The sequence below is a fragment of the Pseudomonas sp. F1_0610 genome (assembly GCF_047470865.1).
Lineage (GTDB): Bacteria > Pseudomonadota > Gammaproteobacteria > Pseudomonadales > Pseudomonadaceae > JAZDRH01.
Genome location: NZ_JAZDRH010000042.1, coordinates 1 through 16,286 on the forward strand (window position 1 = coordinate 1; position 16,286 = coordinate 16,286).

Genomic DNA, 16,286 nt, shown 5'->3' on the forward strand with positions numbered 1-16,286 from the left:
GCTATACATACGCCAAATAACTATTTATAGTATTTAAATCTATTTTTTATATTGCTAAAAATTGATCAAAAAACAGACAACCTTTTCTGCTCATTTTTTAACCCACAAAAACCCTTTTTAATATCTTGATTTTATTGGTTATTTTTTTTAGGCTACTCTCAGAGAGAAGCCCCGCTTTTAAGGGGATTAAGACTCCATAGTAGAACCGTAGTAAACATCAGTACCTAACTCAGAGAGAAGCCCCGCCTTTAAGGGGCTTAAGACTCAAATTACTGGCTTTCATCACGAGAGCCAGAAAGCTATGCTCAAAGAGCACTCCAGCTTAAGTTAACTCAGGCTCAGTTATTGCATTAAACCTGCCTAGGCGCTTAGTCTTTGTATTTGTTAGCCTTACTCGCCATCTAGGTGATTTCAAGCATGGACAAACTTGTGTATTCCCTTTTTATTGTTTAAGCCTGCAAACTAGCTGCATCTACTTTATTGGGTTTAGGTGCCGACGATGACAACCTTAATGCTTGCTGATCATTTAAAAGTTAGACGTGGTCTTTATAGCCATCATGCTTTGTATATTTTGTGTAACAGCTGCTAAGCAGCTTAAAAAACTTTAAATAAGATGTTTTATATTAAGTACTAATATAGAGATTTAGATTTAGATTTAGAAACACAACTAGTTTAAGCTTATATAAAAAATACCAAAATAAGTTTTTATTCTTAAAAAATGTGCTGCGTGTATAAAAATAGAATACAGGACAACCCAAGCGACTCTATAATACTGACGATTAATAGAAGTTAAAACCTATGAACTGGCTTATTTGTTATGACATTGAAAATTCAAAATCTAGACAAAAAGTTTGCAGGCTTTTACGTCGTTACAGTGCTATATTCCAGAAGTCTGGATACGAGTTAAACCTCTGCCTTGATATAAACCCAATTACAGACCATATATTAACCTATATAAAAAACACTGATAAATTATTAATTATAAAATGCTCTGAAAAAGGTGCAAGTTGGTCCCTTGGCAGGTTAGAGCTTAAATCTTATAACGACTTACTCGTATGGGTTTAACCTAGCATTTTTATGCTAGGCAATTGGAGCTGACTATGTACACATTATTGTTTGATCGACGCCATATTAACCTTGAATATGAAAATCAATGCTTAATTATTCGCTCGCCAGAAACACCACCAAGAAGTATACCTCTCAGTTATATTCGAAAAATTATCTGTTTACATAGCGTACAGCTGACCACTGCTTTATTAGGTCAGCTATGGGAACGAGGTATAGATTTTATTAACCTTAATCAACGCTCTAGTGAACGCAGTTTTGCCCTTTATCCTAAACAGCAACAGCAAGTAAAACGGCGATGCCTGCAATATTCTTTTCAGCAAAATGATGCTCTGTCGCTTCCTATTGCGAAAGCTATTTGCACACATCGTATTTTAGGTAATTTGCGCACATTAAAGCTCAGTCAGAATCATCACTTATCTATCCATCTATATAAAAAGAAAGACGATCTGCAAAGATGTATTACAAAGGAACAACTAAGGGGCGTTGAAGGCGCATGTCAAAGATTAATATTTGACTTCTGGCGTTCATTATTACCGAGCGATTTAAATTTTCAGTCTAGAAAGCGACGCCCCGCCTTAGATCCTGTAAACGCTCTATTGTCACTTACATATACCCTAGCTATGCAAGAGGCCATTCGCCAATGCACTGCACATGGTTTGGACTCACAGTTAGGCGTATATCATTCCATTCTTTCAGGTCGTCACTCACTTGCTTGTGACCTACTAGAGCCAATACGCCCCTATTGTGAACAATGGGTTATGACCTCTTTTCTTGAAGAAACTTTCACTGCAAAAGATTTTACTAAGGGCTCGCCTTGTTTACTTATAAAACCTGCCCGTGAGAGGTATTACCAAGCAATAGCAGAGCAACTCAAACCTTGGAGACGCTCACTTATGGCGTCTGCTCGTTGGCTATGCAAACATATTGACCAACACAGTGAAAGAAATCCCTATGAGCACTAACAAAAGATGGTATTTGATTCAGTATGACATTAGAAATAAACAACGCTTAAGGAAAGTCCATAAGCTGCTAAGTAGTATTTCGATACCTATTCAAGAATCTGTGTTTGCTTGGCTTGGCACAGAAAAAGAGTTAGACCGACTTCAACAAAAACTAAAAAGTCTCATCAATTTATACGAAGATGACATTAGAGGTTATCTAATTAAACATCCTATAATATTATATGGCCAATCCCCTTTCACAGAGGATGTTTATTTTGATAATTATCCACCATATGCAATAAAGCCTATTTAAAATACTATACCCATCGCTTTTAAAAGTAAGCGTTATCGATAGTTAAAAATTGTTAATCACTTGATTTTATCAGTTATCTTTTAGGCTGTTTTCAGCAAAGCTCCCCTCGCCTATGAGGTTAAAGCCTCGACTTTTTAGCCGTATTGTCGATAAAAATATTTCTGAGCCTCACTTTCAAGAGGATTAAGCTCTATTTTGTTAAATCACTTCTAAACAAATTTTCTCATGAGGCTTCCATTTTCAAGCAGCGTAAGAAATAGCCTTTTGCATATAGGCACAGGTTACCTAAAAGCTGTGCCTTAAGAAGGCTATGGTTAAGGGGACTCTATCCATTGCTTAAGTGCTGACTTTAAGGTTTGCAACTGATTAGCAGCTATTACTTTAATGCGTAAATCTTTGGCCCGTTGTTTATCTGCTGTTTTATCTATAGCCCTATAACTGACCAGCATAGCTTTACTGGAAAGACCTCCCAGCTCGCTAATAGAGTCTAATTTATATATTGTTTCTGTTGTTTGTGGGCTATTTTTGCCTGACATGCGTTTGGTTTTGCATTCAATAATATGTAGCCTATTGCGAGCCATAAAACACACATCAAGCTCATTATGTGAGGTTTCACCTTGGCGATGGATTTCTAAGTTTAAGTGGGCGCTGTCTTGAATTACCCCTTCTGCTTTTAGTTCATTAAGCAAGCTATTGACGTGATACTCTAACCATCCACCATTAGCAAAACTACGTGCCTGAGCATCAGTAAAGCAAAGCTGCCTATCTTTAACAGTTAATAATTGTGCTTTTTCGCACTCAAAAAGTAGTTGCTCAAAACCATGGGCTAGATTAGTTTCTTTAGCATAGTCTACTTGCAGTGTATTTTGCTCTTCGGCTTTGGCTGCTAACTTATTTAATAAGCCAATAGCGCTTTGCCAGCTTTCCACATTTAAAATAAGTTCACGGCAAAGCTCTTTTCGTGCCTTTGGCAAACCTACTGGTTGGCTCTCCTTTCTAAATTCATAGCCGTAGGATTCAATGTAGTTTTTTAGGCTGATGCGCTGCGATAGCTTATGTGCTGGAATTGTGCTATCGAGAAACAGTAGTTTATCTTGGCTAAGGTCAACATAAAAGACAGCAGAACCATTCATACGAAACACTTCTTGCGCTGCTATGGCCATCCATTTGGTACCACCTGTAACATTAAGTGCTATATGCTTTGCATCTTCCTGTTCAAGTAAAGCCATTAACTGTTCTTGTATTTTTTCAAAATCATCAATAGCTGTTAACTCAACTCGTTGAATAACAATGCCTGTTGGCTTAATCACTTGCTCAAGGTAGTCCGCTTGTTTTTTCATTTGCTCAGTGACTAAAAAGACAACTCTTTCAGGTTTAACAGCCTCATCGAGCAAGGGTAGCAAGTTAGGCGCTGCTTGCGCTGAAACTAAACAAAAATGTGTTTTAAATTTAATCATTGAGCTTTCCAGCTTAGACTATTAATAGTTGACTAACATAGCACCTACATAGGTTATTTAAAATAGTAATTTCAGATTAAGATTTATTTTGATAATTGACTAGAATACGCCCATTAGCTATATCTCGTGCTATTTCATAGTCTGGGTTATAAGTAAGACAATTATGTATAGCTATACCGATAATTGAGGCCACCCCTACACGATAAGAAAGGAAGCTTAACAAGCCAGCTACGAGACGCCCTTTAGTATAAATACGACAGGTTAAACACTGCGCTTCTATGGCATTTTCAAGATCAGCACAAACTTCTAGCATATCATCTACATCAACATTATTTATAATAAAGCTACTTTTTTGCTGAATAAGCTCATTCATCAATGATGCATAGTTATTAATGGTGATTTTTTCCATATAAATACTCCTTAAAGGGCGCTTGCTGTAAATGCTTGAAAATGCGCTTGGCAAGCCTTTAGTTGTTCAAGTGTTAACTCTTGTCCGCGCCATTGCGCCGGAATTTGCAATGAAAGATGCAAATAAAACGCGCCTTTTGCGCATATTTCAGCCACTAAGTTAATCGGCAAAGTGCCATAAACATAGTCGCCTTTGGCTACGTCAGCTACGTTTAAATGTGGCACAACTTCGTCCACAATCACTTGCTGTGTTGCCAGCCACTCTAATGCGCCAGGATGGCGCGAAACAAACCAACGTTTTACGTTTGACATACACTTATCCATATACATGATTAATCTTAGTTAGCCTCGATAAGGCTAACCAAGGTAACTTTCGCGACTCAGCTCGTTAGCCAGTGCCCAACCAGCCGCCTCGATAATGACAACTGAAACAGCAGGAGCAACCACCATGCCTAACCACGGAATAAATTTAGATAACTCTTTTCCCATGGTTTTAACTGGTTGCTGCAGCATGGCTCGTTTTAACGCTGAGACAGCCATGGCCTTAGCCGCAGATTCAGGTAATGATTTACCAAAAACAGCGGCTAATGATGTTGCCATTAGCGTTAAGGCTACAGTGTCTGTGGCTAGACCTAGCCCTGGTACTGGCACTGCATTACCGGCTCCTGCTGTAAGAGCGGCTGAATGGATAATGGCATGGCATTGGTTATTTTGTTGGTCGTTCATATACACCTCCAATAAAAAAATTAGTTATTAAGCAAGCCGTTTAAAGTATTACTGTTCCCAATAGCAGCTTGCTTTTAGGCTGATTATTAATTTCTCGCAGATAGTGATAGCCGTTATTAAGGCAAACTACTTGCTTTTCTAGAATTTGCGCAGCAAGTTCATTACTAATAATAAAGTCTTGCCCACCGCAATACAGCATAACAAATCGTTCTGCACGTTCAGACAACTCCATCCAGCAACTTTTTAAGTCTCTGCGAATAATATTACTCAGTGCTATACAAGCTACCTTTTTAAGTTTTTGACATGCAGCTAAGGCAACTAGCTTTAGGCCTTTTTTAGCTTTATATATTGTTACAGCTACAACTTGCTTTTTATGCAAGGCTACTTTCCACATAGCGGATGTATTTATAAGTTGTTCAATAGATGTGTAGTGCAAACCACCAGTTACATCAGCATAATTAGCTTGCAATAATTCCCATACAGCTTGGCTGTATTTTTGCATTACTTTTGCTTTTCTAATCACTAATGTTTTCATCTAACACCTATACATTAAACTTTAATAGTTACTGTTCGATATGCTTAGTTTAAATATTTTTTTATTTACGGATGAATAACAAACTTGTCTGAGTAGTTGCTACTGATTAGGCACTAAGCAGCACTCTGGTAGAGCGCCGGCTAGATTGCTGCTTTACTGCCAAGCCTTGCTACTGGGATTATTTTATAGAAAAGAAGCACTAGGTGATTAGAAACAAACTTGTCTGTTTGCGTTAAAATAAAATTTAACAGGCGTGTCTAAAAATGTATGCTAGCGGCCAAGGATAGCGGCGTTATGCCGCTATCTTAAGGCTTTACTCTTTGATAATTGTGATCTGGGTTTGTGGCTCAGGCAAAGGAATACCAAAACCACCTTTTTGTGGGCTATCATTTAAAGGCACCCTATCACCTTCATCATTATAGATAGCTTTGGGTGATAAATATTTGGCTAGATTTGCTGGCAATTTTTCGTTAAAGGAATCTACTAGCCTGGTTTTGCGGTCATCAAACCATCCAGAAGTGATGCCTTGATTATTAGTGAATGTGTTTAAAGTACGCTCTTGAACGCCACCATGTAATTCTGCCCAGTCTTTCAGTCTTTCAGTCTTTCAAGAGATTCCTGATAGCTTTGGCCTGGCTCAATATTGGTTAAAGACAAAACAGTGTCTAAAAATAACTCTAACAGGGTAAGATCTGCCCTTTCCTTAGCAGGTCTGTATAACGTTGAGTCACCTTTTTGCGTGCCATTTACGAGCATTAAGTAAAACGCAAACTCAATAAAATTTGGCTTAAACTCCTGCTGGCAATTCAACTGCTTATTTTTATCTGCTACAACTATGGTACGTTTTTTGATGTTGATGATGAGTTCAATATCTTCAGGGTTCTCACCTAGGTTTATTAGCTGTACCAACTGATTAAACGTAATTTTTGTTTTCTCTTTTAATAACAGTTTGGGTAAGTTATGGCGATGACGAATAAAGGGAATATTCGCTAAGGTTACTTGCGCCTGGCTGGCATCTAAGCCAGCTATTACATTCCCACTATAATCTTTTATCTGACGGTAATCGGGATTTTTTGTTGGATACCAAAAGTTAGGCTTTCCTTCATAACCTTCGCTAACCAATACGTGCGATAATGTATCTTGCTGTCGGCCAAATAAACTCATTACATAGCCTAAGTAAAAGGTCATGGTTTTACGACCACCTGCCAGTGAGGCATGCAAAATGCAGTTTTCATTATCTGTAATCTGTTGCACTTGGTGCATAATAAAGTTAGCCAGTGCTTCATGATCAGCCAAGGAGCGAGCATCTTCAACATACTGACCTTGTTCATTTGTAACAACTAATAGTTGTTCCTCACCAAATTTGGGTATTGGTAGAGACAGTTCATGACAAAGGCGCTCAAGCTGTTTACCTACAATAAGTCCTTGGCGCACCTTTTCTGCACCTAATGACGTGGTAATAATACGTAGTTCAGTAGGCCAGCTTAATTTTTGCTCAGCAATGGCATAAAGGGTTTCTGTCACCACTTGTGGTGATGAGCCTACCGTTGATAGCAAGATACTTTGGCTATGCATGTTTATTTAGCTCCTCGTTAAAAATATATTTATTCCACTTCTTCAAGGGGGAAACTTCCAGTTTTCTTCCACTCTTTAAGCCGCTGAGTTAAGTTGCTTAAATGCTTAGGCTCTATTAATACTACCTCTCTATCTTTAGCCTGCTGGCGGAAACGTTCTGCTAAATCGTTATCTTCATCCTTGTGCGGCCAACGCGCCATAACAAACCAGCGTTGCGCAAGCAGCCCACCACCGCGACGCCCTAAACCATCTAGTTTATCTAATGCTAGGTTCATCACCTGCTGACGAGAAATATTAGCGGTTTTACATTCCACTACCACTAATCTATTGCGGCTACCAATAACAATATCTAGCTCATTGTGTTTAAAAGCAATATCTTCATGAAGATTACTAATTGCCACACTGCAGGCTATATCATTAATTCCTGCGTCGTCTAAGCATAGCCATAGATATTCTTCTAGCCAGATACCATGTAAATAACGAAAGTTTTCCAGTGTATTAATAGTAAAGGTGACTGGCCTTTGTAATTGTAACGAGTTTTGGCAGCTAATTAGCCCTGAGTTTTGCAGTTGCTGTAAAGCATCAAGCCATGCTTGGCTAGTAATATTAAAACTGATACTTATTGGTAATGGGGCATTTTCTAGCTTTCGTCCTTCTAGTGCTGTAGAAAGTTTGTAGTTTAGCGTTTGAATGAAACTTCCTAAGTTGCCTGCCATATTCTGACCAAGTAAGCAGGTTATATCTTTACGATTTAATACAGTATCCCGCCATTTTTTCTGATCACTTAAAGCCGAATTAACCTGCAATCCGTTGGCTTTCAAAATATTCTCAGCTGTTAGTATGTTGTCTTGCAAGGGCTGTGTGAAAACTTCAGGATAAATCGTTTCTAGCTTTTGCTGGGCCGTGTCACAATAAATAACTTCAACAGGTGCAAACTCAGGCTGCTCACAAGCTTGAATGAGAGCAATAGACATTAGTTTGTTCCCCCCTGTTGCATTTAAAGTTAGTTGCCCATGAGGTAAAATTTTACGAATCATCTTTAACTGTTGTACTGCCCAGTCTTTCATTTGCTGAAAATCAGTCGAAGGTATGGTTTCTAAGATAATGATTTTTTCTTCATTAGCTACCAACCCTAGATCAACCAATATTCGGATAAAACTAGCAGCAGAGTCTTGTTTTTCTTCTGATATAGCTAAAAAAATATAATCCGCAATATGCGAATGTAATGGCAAAATATTTTGCAGTGTCTGGCCCGATAAAATACAGATATGCCCTGTCATGCGATATTCCTTTCATATAGTTTTATCTGCTTGCTTCAATTGAATGTACTTTACTAAACTCCAAGATTAAGCACTTACATACAAGTTTGTCTATTTCACACAGTACAGAATCTTTTGTAGTGTATTTAGCGTTTCGCCAGTGAAGCTACATAAGTCTAAAAGTGTGCATAACTCCTGTTTCTTCTGTTTTTTTTCGCTATATTAACGCTATAGTTAATCTAATAACTGTTAGTGCTGTAGCAACTTACTCTAGAAGGATTTATTGTGTTTGAAACAGCCCCACCAACATCCATATTGCAACAACCCTTTGAGCTGAAATTTAGCCAACCACCTAAGCTGCCAGTTTATACAGGGTCGATGTTTAGAGGGGCGTTAGGCCATGCCTTGCATAAACTATATTGTCGCTGCACTAGTCTGCATCAACATAAGGATGACTGTTTATTTAGTCTACTATTTATTGGACCCAAAACTGAGAAATGGCAAGCCACCTCACCTTGTTTTGCCTTTTCTCCATTAAGCTCAAAACAAGGGACTGATAATATTTTATTTGGTAATATTTATCTTTTTGGGCCAGCCATTAACTACCAAAAAGAGTTTCTTCAGGCCTTTTGCTTAGCTTGCGCAGATGGCCTTACCGAAAACAAACTAGTGGCTATTTGCCATCTTCTACCCCTTCAAGCTATAGGTTATCGCCCCTTAGCTGATAGTATTAGCATACAGTTAACTACACCTTTATTTATAAAGCGCAAAATAAACGGAAGCCCGCAAGTTGTCACTCCTGAAATATTTTCTTTTAACGACTTTTTAGTTGCTTTACATAGGCGCCTTAACACACTATCCCTGCTATACCAAACTCCACAATTTAGCGATTTAGACAACTGGTTCAAATTTTGTAAGCAACTAACATACAGCTATCAACTAGAGTATGTAAGTTATTCGCGCTTTTCGAGTAAACAGCGTAAGAAAATTCCCATTGGCGGTTTAATGGGAACAATAGACTTATCAAGCAACTTATCGAACGAATTACAAGTTGCTCTACAGTTAGGTCAATGTTTGCATATAGGTGGTAAGGCCGCTTTAGGGCTAGGTGCCTATCAACTTTCTAATTTAATTTAACTTCAGTAAGGAATACTGCCGATGGAGTTTATTCAACCCAAAACCATTACTGCATACTTTAAAATGCCTACCCCTATGTTTATTGGTAATGCCGAGCAAAAAGCGGATGATAAACATATGCGTAACGCCTCTCTTAAGGGGGCTATACGCTTTTGGTGGCGCGCTACGCGTTGGGGCCACTTAGCAGAGAAGCTAGCTATAAAGGATGCCCTTGCCAAATTACATGAAGAAGAAGCCCTGCTGTTTGGTTCTGCCGAATCAGAAACAGGTAAGCAAAGCCTATTTATTTTAACATCTGAGTTTAGCCGCTCTCCTAAGCTATATGAAGCCGGCAGTAAGGACTTGAGGCATCTAAGTTATTTATTAGGCATGGGGCTTTATAGCCACAAGACAGGGTTACTTCGATCGCGCTTGGAGCTAGATGAGGGCGAGCTAATTGTTAAGTTTCGCTTTAAACCTTCCACTAAACCTGTTGATGCATCCGTGGAACAACTCATAGTAGCTATTAAGGCTCTTGGTTTTTTTGGTGGCTTAGGCAGCCGTGCCCGTAAAGGCTTTGGTTCTTTGGCATTGCAACGTATTGAGTATCAAGATTCAACACAAACATTTAACACTCTTGAGGATATTCAAGCGTTTATTAAAACACTGAATTTTTCTGCTACTAACGACAGCCCCCTGTCTGCTTTTAGCCAAGGTAGTCGTATCGATATTTCAGCTGAAGCTAACGCCAGCATGACATTGCTCAATAGCATTAACCATCAATTGCATAGTTACCGAGATGGGACAGATCGAAATGAAGAGCGGGAAAATAACTTTCCAAATGACAGGGTAATCGCCAAAAAAGCCGCTCAAAACCAAACAGTTACAGAAGTTCCTCAACGGAGTGTCTTTGGCTTGCCCCATAACTATCAGTGGAAGCAAGATAACAACAAATTAGATGTCACTGTTAAGGAAGAACAAATTAGCCGTCGTGCTTCACCTTTATTTGTTCATATACATGCTTTTCCAGACGGTAAGTGCGTAGCCATACAAAGCTTGCTTCCAACCCTATTTCTTCCACAGGGCGTAAAAATTGATATGAAAGGTAAAAAAGTTGAAGCCCGTATTAATTACCAAGTAATTCATACGTACCTTAACCGTTTTGAGCAGCGCAAGGAGCTACGCAATGGACGATAAACAGTATTTTCAATTTACTCTTGGTCCAGTACAAAGCTTTGTTGCTCAGGCTCGGCGCACCCGTGATTTTTGGGCAGGTTCTTTTATTTTGTCTTGGTTATCAGCTACTGCCATGGTCTGTATTCAAAAACAGGGTGGTACTATTAGCTTCCCTAAACCGGACTCTAATTATCTAAACTGGTTAACTAAAACAGATCTTACAGCAGGCGCCTTACCACCTCAGCAAGGCGGTATACCCAACCGTTTTAAGGCTGGCATTAGTGCCCAAGTACCAGCGCAGTTTAATCCTGAATTAGTAGTGCTTGCTGTACAAACTGCTTGGGAGGCTTTAGCTAAAAGTGTTTGGGATAATGATTTAGCCTTTCTAGATAACACAATAACAGCAGATATCTGGCAACGGCAAATTAAAAGCTTTTGGGAAATAAACTGGATTATTTCTGATGATGAAGCGTCTAATGCGCTAAACCAACGAAAAAACTGGCGTAATTTAGTAGCTCCAACCGAGCCAGGACATAAATGCATGATGATGGATGGCTGGCAAGAGCTCTCGGGTATCACGCAAACCAACCTAACAAAAGTAAATAACTACTGGAATGCAATTCGTGAGAATACGCAACTTAAAGGTATTAAAACAGATTTGCGTGAAGGTGAACATCTTTGTGCTATGGCCTTTATTAAACGCCGTTTTTCTCGCTACTTTAGTCAAGTCAAGGTAGAGCTACCTCAAATAGAGTCATCGGATTCGTCGAACACTATTTATGGCTGGCAACTTCCTGTAGCTGTACCTTCTGTCGCCTTACTTGCAGTAACTACTTGGTTAGAACAACTTATTTTGCATGGCGGCATTGCACAGTGGGAAGCCTTTAGTCAAGCTTGCTCTAAAATTGCTGATTACTCTGAATACCAGCATATTAGTCATAATAAGTTCACCATTGCCATCAGCTCATTACAAGAAGCTGCTGAAAAGCGCGCAAAAGAGGATGGATTTAAGCATTTTTGGGCTGCTTTAGATGGGCAGGTATATTTTCCCCATATGCTGGCTAACCCTAATCTATTTGCCCCTTCAGATGCACCGCAGGTCACACGTGCTTTAGCCCAGTTAAAAGCATCTGCCGGAACAAACCTTACCAGCGAACCTTCTCCTTACTATGCAATTTTATTAATGGATGGAGATCAGCTTGGCAAACACATGGGCGATGTTAGCAAGCAAAAAGTGATTAGTGCAGCGTTAAATAGCTTTACTAATCATGCTGGTGATATTGTCCGCCAGCATAATGGTTTCTTGGTTTATGCTGGCGGTGATGATGTACTTGCCATTTTACCATTAGAAGGCGCTTTAGATGCCGCTCGTGACCTGCGTGAGAATTATATTAAGTGCTTTAAAAAAAGCTCCATGAAATATGACTGTGTTGTTGACTCTACTTTGTCTGGTGCCATTCAGTTTACGCATATTCGTATTCCTCTTACCCATGTTTTAAGCAATGCCCATGAGCTATTGGATCAAGTAGCAAAAGATAAAACGGGGCGAGATGCAATAGCAGTCCGTGTATGGAAACCTTCGGGGCAAACATTAGAATGGGCAATGCCATGGAGCAAGGCATTAGATTCAAATAATAATGTTCAAATTGCCCAGCTAGCTAAAGCCTTCAGTACGCAAAATAAAGCATTTTCAAATAAGTTTTTCTATCGCTTTGAGCAGCTGGTTGAGCGCTTTACAAACCCACGCCATGACGTTTTAAAAAAACTCGTATTGACTGAGTACTACCATTCGTTTGATCAAAAAGATGCCAATACTGAACATATAGAACTATTGCTTGAACAGTGTGCAGTTTGGCAACGCACAGACGTTGAGCAAGGTTTTACTATTAATCCACATCAACCTTTAAATACAGATGCCGCCATGTTAGTTCGTTTCTTAGCGCAAAAAGGCATTGAGCGAGGGGCTGAGTAATGAATTATGTATGTTGCCGTTTTTCACCCATTGATACGTGGTTTTTTCGCGAATCACGCCCCCAAGGAAGTTTAGGCTCTAACGAGCTATCTAGTATTTTTCCTCCCTCAACTTCTACTATATTAGGTGCTCTACGCACCTTTATTGGGGACGCTTATCATGCAAAAAATGCGACTTCTTGGCGTCAATTTGATGCATTGACAGAGCTAAAAGCTATTATTGGCGATAGTAATTCCCTTGGTAGCTTAAGCATATTAGGCCCTTATATTGCCTTTAAAAAACAACGTTTATATCCAGCTCCTGCGACCTTAATGGTAAAGGAAAACAACTACTTCCTACTGGATTTAGCGGGCCCTGTGCGCTGTGATCTAGGAAACGTTTTACTGCCGTCCTATCCCACTAAGGTTCAAGGCATACACTCTTTAGCAGGAGCTAAACCTGTTACAGATTGTTGGCTAACAGAAGCAGCTTGGATAGCAATTCTTGCAGGTAAAACCCCCACCCCAGATCAGGTAATCTCTAGCCAGCAACTTTTTACAGAAGAACCACGCATTGGGATAGCGCGCGACAATCAACGTCGTGGCGTTATACATGGCATGCTTTATCAAACACGTCATTTACGTTTACATGCCGATGTAAGTATTGAGCTTTTAGTCAGTGGTATACCTGATGACCTCGAACTCAATACCTCAGCAATGGTGCGTTTAGGTGGCGAAGGCCGGATGGCCAGCTTATCTATTGAGAACTGCACGATAAAATGGCCACAATTCGAGCAGCATAACGATCCTTATGCTGTTATTTATTACATTACCCCTAGCTCATGCGCTCCACTGCAGCCAGCAGGCATTCCTGAAGGCTTTAATGCAATACAGGACACTAATAAATTACAAGCATGGCAAGGTAATATTTTAACCCTACCAACAACTATTTACAGCGTAGCCTGCGCTCGCCCTTTGCGTGAAGGTGGCTGGGATTTGGCCAAACACCAAGCCAAACCTGTACAAAGCTTATTAGCCCCAGGTAGCGCCCTGTTTTGTGCTAATTCAGCTGAAATTTCTAAATTACATGGCCAATGCATAGACAAGGACTCTGCTTACGGTAGAGGTCAAGTCTTAGTTGGTCGCTTACCTATTAATAGTGCTTTTAGGAAATAATTTTATGACTACTCAATCAACATTAATGCTACTCACTACCGAAACCTCCTTGCATGCAGGCTCTGGACAATCTGTAGCCGGTATCGACTTGCCTATCCAACGTGAAGCTCATACAGGTTGGCCTTGTGTTTTCGGTTCATCTATGAAGGGGGCATTACGCGCGCATGCTCAAGGTAAATTAGAAAATCAGCAGATATTAGATTTATTTGGTCCAGAGCAAAGTGCCCAGCCACAAGAGCGCGATAGCAACCACGCTGGCGCGTTATTAATAGGTGATGCTCAGTTGCTTGCCTTACCTGTGCGCTCCCTACAAAGCCGCTTTAAATGGGTCACTAGCCCTGCTTGTTTGCAGCGTTTTTTTACTCACGCTGAGCGTTTAGGGGTTCAGATACCTCAGCTAAACATTAGTGTTAACCAAGAATTTGACGCACTAGGCAATAAAGAGGAAACCACCTTTCTTGAGGAGTTTAAACTAGAACAAAAACCAAGTGAGCAAATTACTCTACTAGCTCAGTGGCTAAGCCCGTTGATAGATAATCATTTTACTACAGAGGTAATAGAGCAGAACTTACTCATTGTACATGACGATATCTTTACGTTCTTAACTCGCCATGCGACTGCCATTAATCCTCACATAGCTATTGATAGTGAAACCAAGTCTGTTAAAACAGGTGCTCTTTGGTATGAAGAAAGCTTACCTAGTGAAACCCTACTCTATGTTCCCATTAGCGCTCATGCTGCACGACGTAAAGAAAGCCAGCTTACCGCACAGCAAGTATTAGCTCAGCTAATGACATTATTTCCTTCGAACAGCCACTGGCTGCAAATTGGTGGCAATGAAACTACAGGTATGGGCTGGTGCCGTGTTAACTTTACTCAAGGAGAAGCCTAATGATACAAACTATGGAACAACATCGTGCTGAGTACGCCTTGAAATGGTTAGAGCGCATTAAGTCAGACGCTAATACGAAAGAACTTCGTAGTTATGTTAATAATTTACCTGCCCTCATTCGTATTAATGGTTTAGGGCAAGCAATGGCTTTTTATCGTATGAAAGGAGAATCTACACATAGGTTGCTCTATCAAGCTGTTAGCGACTGGCTATGCAAAGATACTGCCGGCAATGTTTTTAAAAACCAAAAAGACATTCTTACAGCTATTACCGTCTCTGATATGAAATCTTATATGGCTGCGCAAAACGAAGCCCTTGCTTTGCTTGAGTGGCTAAAAAAAATCACGCTGGCTTTGACCGAAAAAGTTAAGGAGTAAACTATGCCTTTGCCCCTTTACGATATGCAACAAACAAAACCTAAAAAAGCTCAGAATGGCCATCTTGGTTTATGGTTTGAACGCTTTTTTACTGGCTACGCAGAAAATTTCTCTAGTATTGATAAGGACACCAAGAGCAACTGGCTAAAAGAAACAGCTGCTCTCGGCCAAGGACTCGGTAGTTTACAGTACTTACATCAAAAGGCTGTATCACTACGCTTATTGGCTCAAGCGCAAAATGGACAAGCCAAAGTATTTCATTGCACATCCTCCTTTGTCACTGGGTTAGGCAATCCTCACCCTGTAGAAAATGGTTTTCTGTGGCATCACTCTTTAGGCGTCCCTTACTTACCAGGCTCAGCTGTAAAAGGGCTAATTCGTAGTTTCATTGAAACAGCTGTAGCTGATGAGGCTCTACGCAAAAATCGGTTAGGCGAATGGTTTGGTACTGAAGACAAGAAGGATATAGCCGAACGAGCTGGAAGCTTTATTTTTCTTGATGCATTACCTATTGCACCCTGTAATATCAATGTAGAAATTATGACGCCACATATGGGCAACTGGTATAGCAATGGCGCTAAAGCTCAAAATATCGCACAAAACTTGCCTGGTGACTGGCATGATCCTGTGCCTGTTAGTTATTTAATCGCCAAAAATATTAAGTTGCAGTTTATAATTCTACCTCGCACTAAAGAAGCTATTACACAACTTGCAGAGATCTGGCAGGCATTAGAGCATGCTCTAGAATGGCTAGGCGCTGGTGCAAAAACAGCCATAGGGTTTGGTCAGTTTGTTGTAGATACTTCCGAAGAAGCTAAGCTAGTTACAGTTGCCCAAGAGCTACATCAACAGCAGCAACAGATAGCATTAAAAGCACAGGCTAGTGAGCTCGAGTTAAAAATTATCGAGTTTAATGAAGCTTTTACTGGTTTGCCACAAGGGCTGCCTAACGGTGACATCAAAATAGTAGAGCTGTTTAATTGTATTGCAGAGCTTATTCCTTTGTTTGTGCAAGAAGGTTCTGAGCATGAACGCATGCAGTTAAAAGAGGCGATTAAAACACTATTAGCCGAAAAACAAATAAAGCCAAGTAAAAACAAAGAAAAAGCCTTTAAAAGCCAATTAAATGCGCTATAGGCCAATATACGGCTGCTAAACAAGTAGCAGCCGTATATTTTTTATTGAGTAAGTGAGGTTTTAGTACGAAATCTCAATTTGCTAAATTAAAAAAGATCAAAAGATAGTAAAAATTCTACTATATAAAATTTAGCACTAACAAATATAAACTATTTATAATAAATATGATTTTTATGCGAG

At 39.7% G+C, this 16,286-nt stretch carries 17 protein-coding genes; 10 read left to right on the forward strand and 7 right to left on the reverse strand.

Annotated elements, in window-relative coordinates:
• Positions 1-798 precede the first annotated feature (798 nt).
• The 3 genes from VQ643_RS15300 to cas2 are packed head-to-tail and all read left to right on the forward strand — an operon-like array spanning position 799 to position 2,322.
• Positions 799-1,065 carry a hypothetical protein gene (locus VQ643_RS15300; RefSeq protein WP_414201162.1) on the forward strand — a complete coding sequence of 89 codons (267 nt, stop codon included), beginning with the start codon at positions 799-801 and terminating at the stop codon, positions 1,063-1,065.
• A 35-nt stretch (positions 1,066-1,100) separates the two neighbouring features.
• Positions 1,101-2,030, forward strand: a complete 930-nt coding sequence (gene cas1 / locus VQ643_RS15305) for a CRISPR-associated endonuclease Cas1 (RefSeq protein WP_414201164.1) — start codon at positions 1,101-1,103, stop codon at positions 2,028-2,030.
• On the forward strand, positions 2,020-2,322 hold the full coding sequence (gene cas2 / locus VQ643_RS15310) for a CRISPR-associated endonuclease Cas2 (protein ID WP_414201167.1): 303 nt from the start codon (positions 2,020-2,022) through the stop codon (positions 2,320-2,322). The genes cas1 and cas2 overlap by 11 nt, the downstream gene beginning before the upstream one ends.
• Before the next feature lie 314 nt (positions 2,323-2,636).
• Here the strand turns inward: cas2 and VQ643_RS15315 are convergent, their stop codons facing one another.
• From VQ643_RS15315 to VQ643_RS15345, 7 genes are all read right to left on the reverse strand, one after another.
• Positions 2,637-3,779 (reverse strand): Card1-like endonuclease domain-containing protein, encoded by a 1,143-nt coding sequence (locus VQ643_RS15315; RefSeq protein WP_414201169.1) that lies wholly within the window; start codon positions 3,777-3,779, stop codon positions 2,637-2,639.
• Between the two features lie 76 nt (positions 3,780-3,855).
• Entirely contained in the window at positions 3,856-4,188 is a 333-nt protein-coding gene (locus VQ643_RS15320; RefSeq protein WP_414201172.1) for a hypothetical protein, read from the reverse strand.
• An 11-nt stretch (positions 4,189-4,199) separates the two neighbouring features.
• On the reverse strand, positions 4,200-4,499 hold the full coding sequence (gene csx16, locus VQ643_RS15325) for a CRISPR-associated protein Csx16 (RefSeq protein ID WP_414201174.1): 300 nt from the start codon (positions 4,497-4,499) through the stop codon (positions 4,200-4,202).
• A gap of 45 nt (positions 4,500-4,544) precedes the next feature.
• Positions 4,545-4,913, reverse strand: a complete 369-nt coding sequence (locus tag VQ643_RS15330) for a hypothetical protein (RefSeq protein ID WP_414201177.1) — start codon at positions 4,911-4,913, stop codon at positions 4,545-4,547.
• 40 nt (positions 4,914-4,953) lie between these two features.
• Positions 4,954-5,448, reverse strand: coding sequence for a hypothetical protein (locus VQ643_RS15335; protein WP_414201179.1), 495 nt, complete (start codon positions 5,446-5,448; stop codon positions 4,954-4,956).
• A gap of 591 nt (positions 5,449-6,039) precedes the next feature.
• Entirely contained in the window at positions 6,040-7,023 is a 984-nt protein-coding gene (csm6, locus tag VQ643_RS15340; protein WP_414201182.1) for a CRISPR-associated ring nuclease Csm6, read from the reverse strand.
• Between the two features lie 29 nt (positions 7,024-7,052).
• Positions 7,053-8,303, reverse strand: a complete 1,251-nt coding sequence (locus tag VQ643_RS15345; protein WP_414201184.1) for a Card1-like endonuclease domain-containing protein — start codon at positions 8,301-8,303, stop codon at positions 7,053-7,055.
• Positions 8,304-8,567: 264 nt separating this feature from the next.
• On the opposite strand from VQ643_RS15345, the gene cas6 reads away from it, so the two are divergent.
• From cas6 to cmr6, 7 genes are read left to right on the forward strand one after another with little or no spacing between them, the layout of a single operon-like run.
• The gene (cas6, locus tag VQ643_RS15350) at positions 8,568-9,419 is read left to right on the forward strand and encodes a CRISPR system precrRNA processing endoribonuclease RAMP protein Cas6 (protein WP_414201186.1); all 852 of its coding nucleotides are present in this window, start codon (positions 8,568-8,570) and stop codon (positions 9,417-9,419) included.
• Between the two features lie 21 nt (positions 9,420-9,440).
• Positions 9,441-10,595, forward strand: coding sequence for a type III-B CRISPR module RAMP protein Cmr1 (gene cmr1, locus VQ643_RS15355; RefSeq protein WP_414201189.1), 1,155 nt, complete (start codon positions 9,441-9,443; stop codon positions 10,593-10,595).
• The gene (gene cas10 / locus VQ643_RS15360; RefSeq protein ID WP_414201192.1) at positions 10,585-12,546 is read left to right on the forward strand and encodes a type III-B CRISPR-associated protein Cas10/Cmr2; all 1,962 of its coding nucleotides are present in this window, start codon (positions 10,585-10,587) and stop codon (positions 12,544-12,546) included. Before cmr1 ends, cas10 begins: the two co-directional genes overlap by 11 nt.
• Complete coding sequence (locus tag VQ643_RS15365; RefSeq protein ID WP_414201195.1) at positions 12,546-13,700, forward strand: type III-B CRISPR module-associated Cmr3 family protein; 1,155 nt, start codon at positions 12,546-12,548, stop codon at positions 13,698-13,700. Before cas10 ends, VQ643_RS15365 begins: the two co-directional genes overlap by 1 nt.
• Before the next feature lie 4 nt (positions 13,701-13,704).
• Positions 13,705-14,592 (forward strand): type III-B CRISPR module RAMP protein Cmr4, encoded by an 888-nt coding sequence (gene cmr4 / locus VQ643_RS15370; protein ID WP_414201197.1) that lies wholly within the window; start codon positions 13,705-13,707, stop codon positions 14,590-14,592.
• Positions 14,592-14,969: a type III-B CRISPR module-associated protein Cmr5 gene (gene cmr5, locus VQ643_RS15375; RefSeq protein ID WP_414201200.1), complete on the forward strand. Its 378-nt coding sequence runs from the start codon at positions 14,592-14,594 to the stop codon at positions 14,967-14,969. Before cmr4 ends, cmr5 begins: the two co-directional genes overlap by 1 nt.
• Before the next feature lie 3 nt (positions 14,970-14,972).
• A complete protein-coding gene (cmr6, locus tag VQ643_RS15380) occupies positions 14,973-16,106 on the forward strand; it encodes a type III-B CRISPR module RAMP protein Cmr6 (RefSeq protein ID WP_414201202.1) in 1,134 nt (377 codons plus the stop codon).
• Positions 16,107-16,286: the final 180 nt, after the last annotated feature.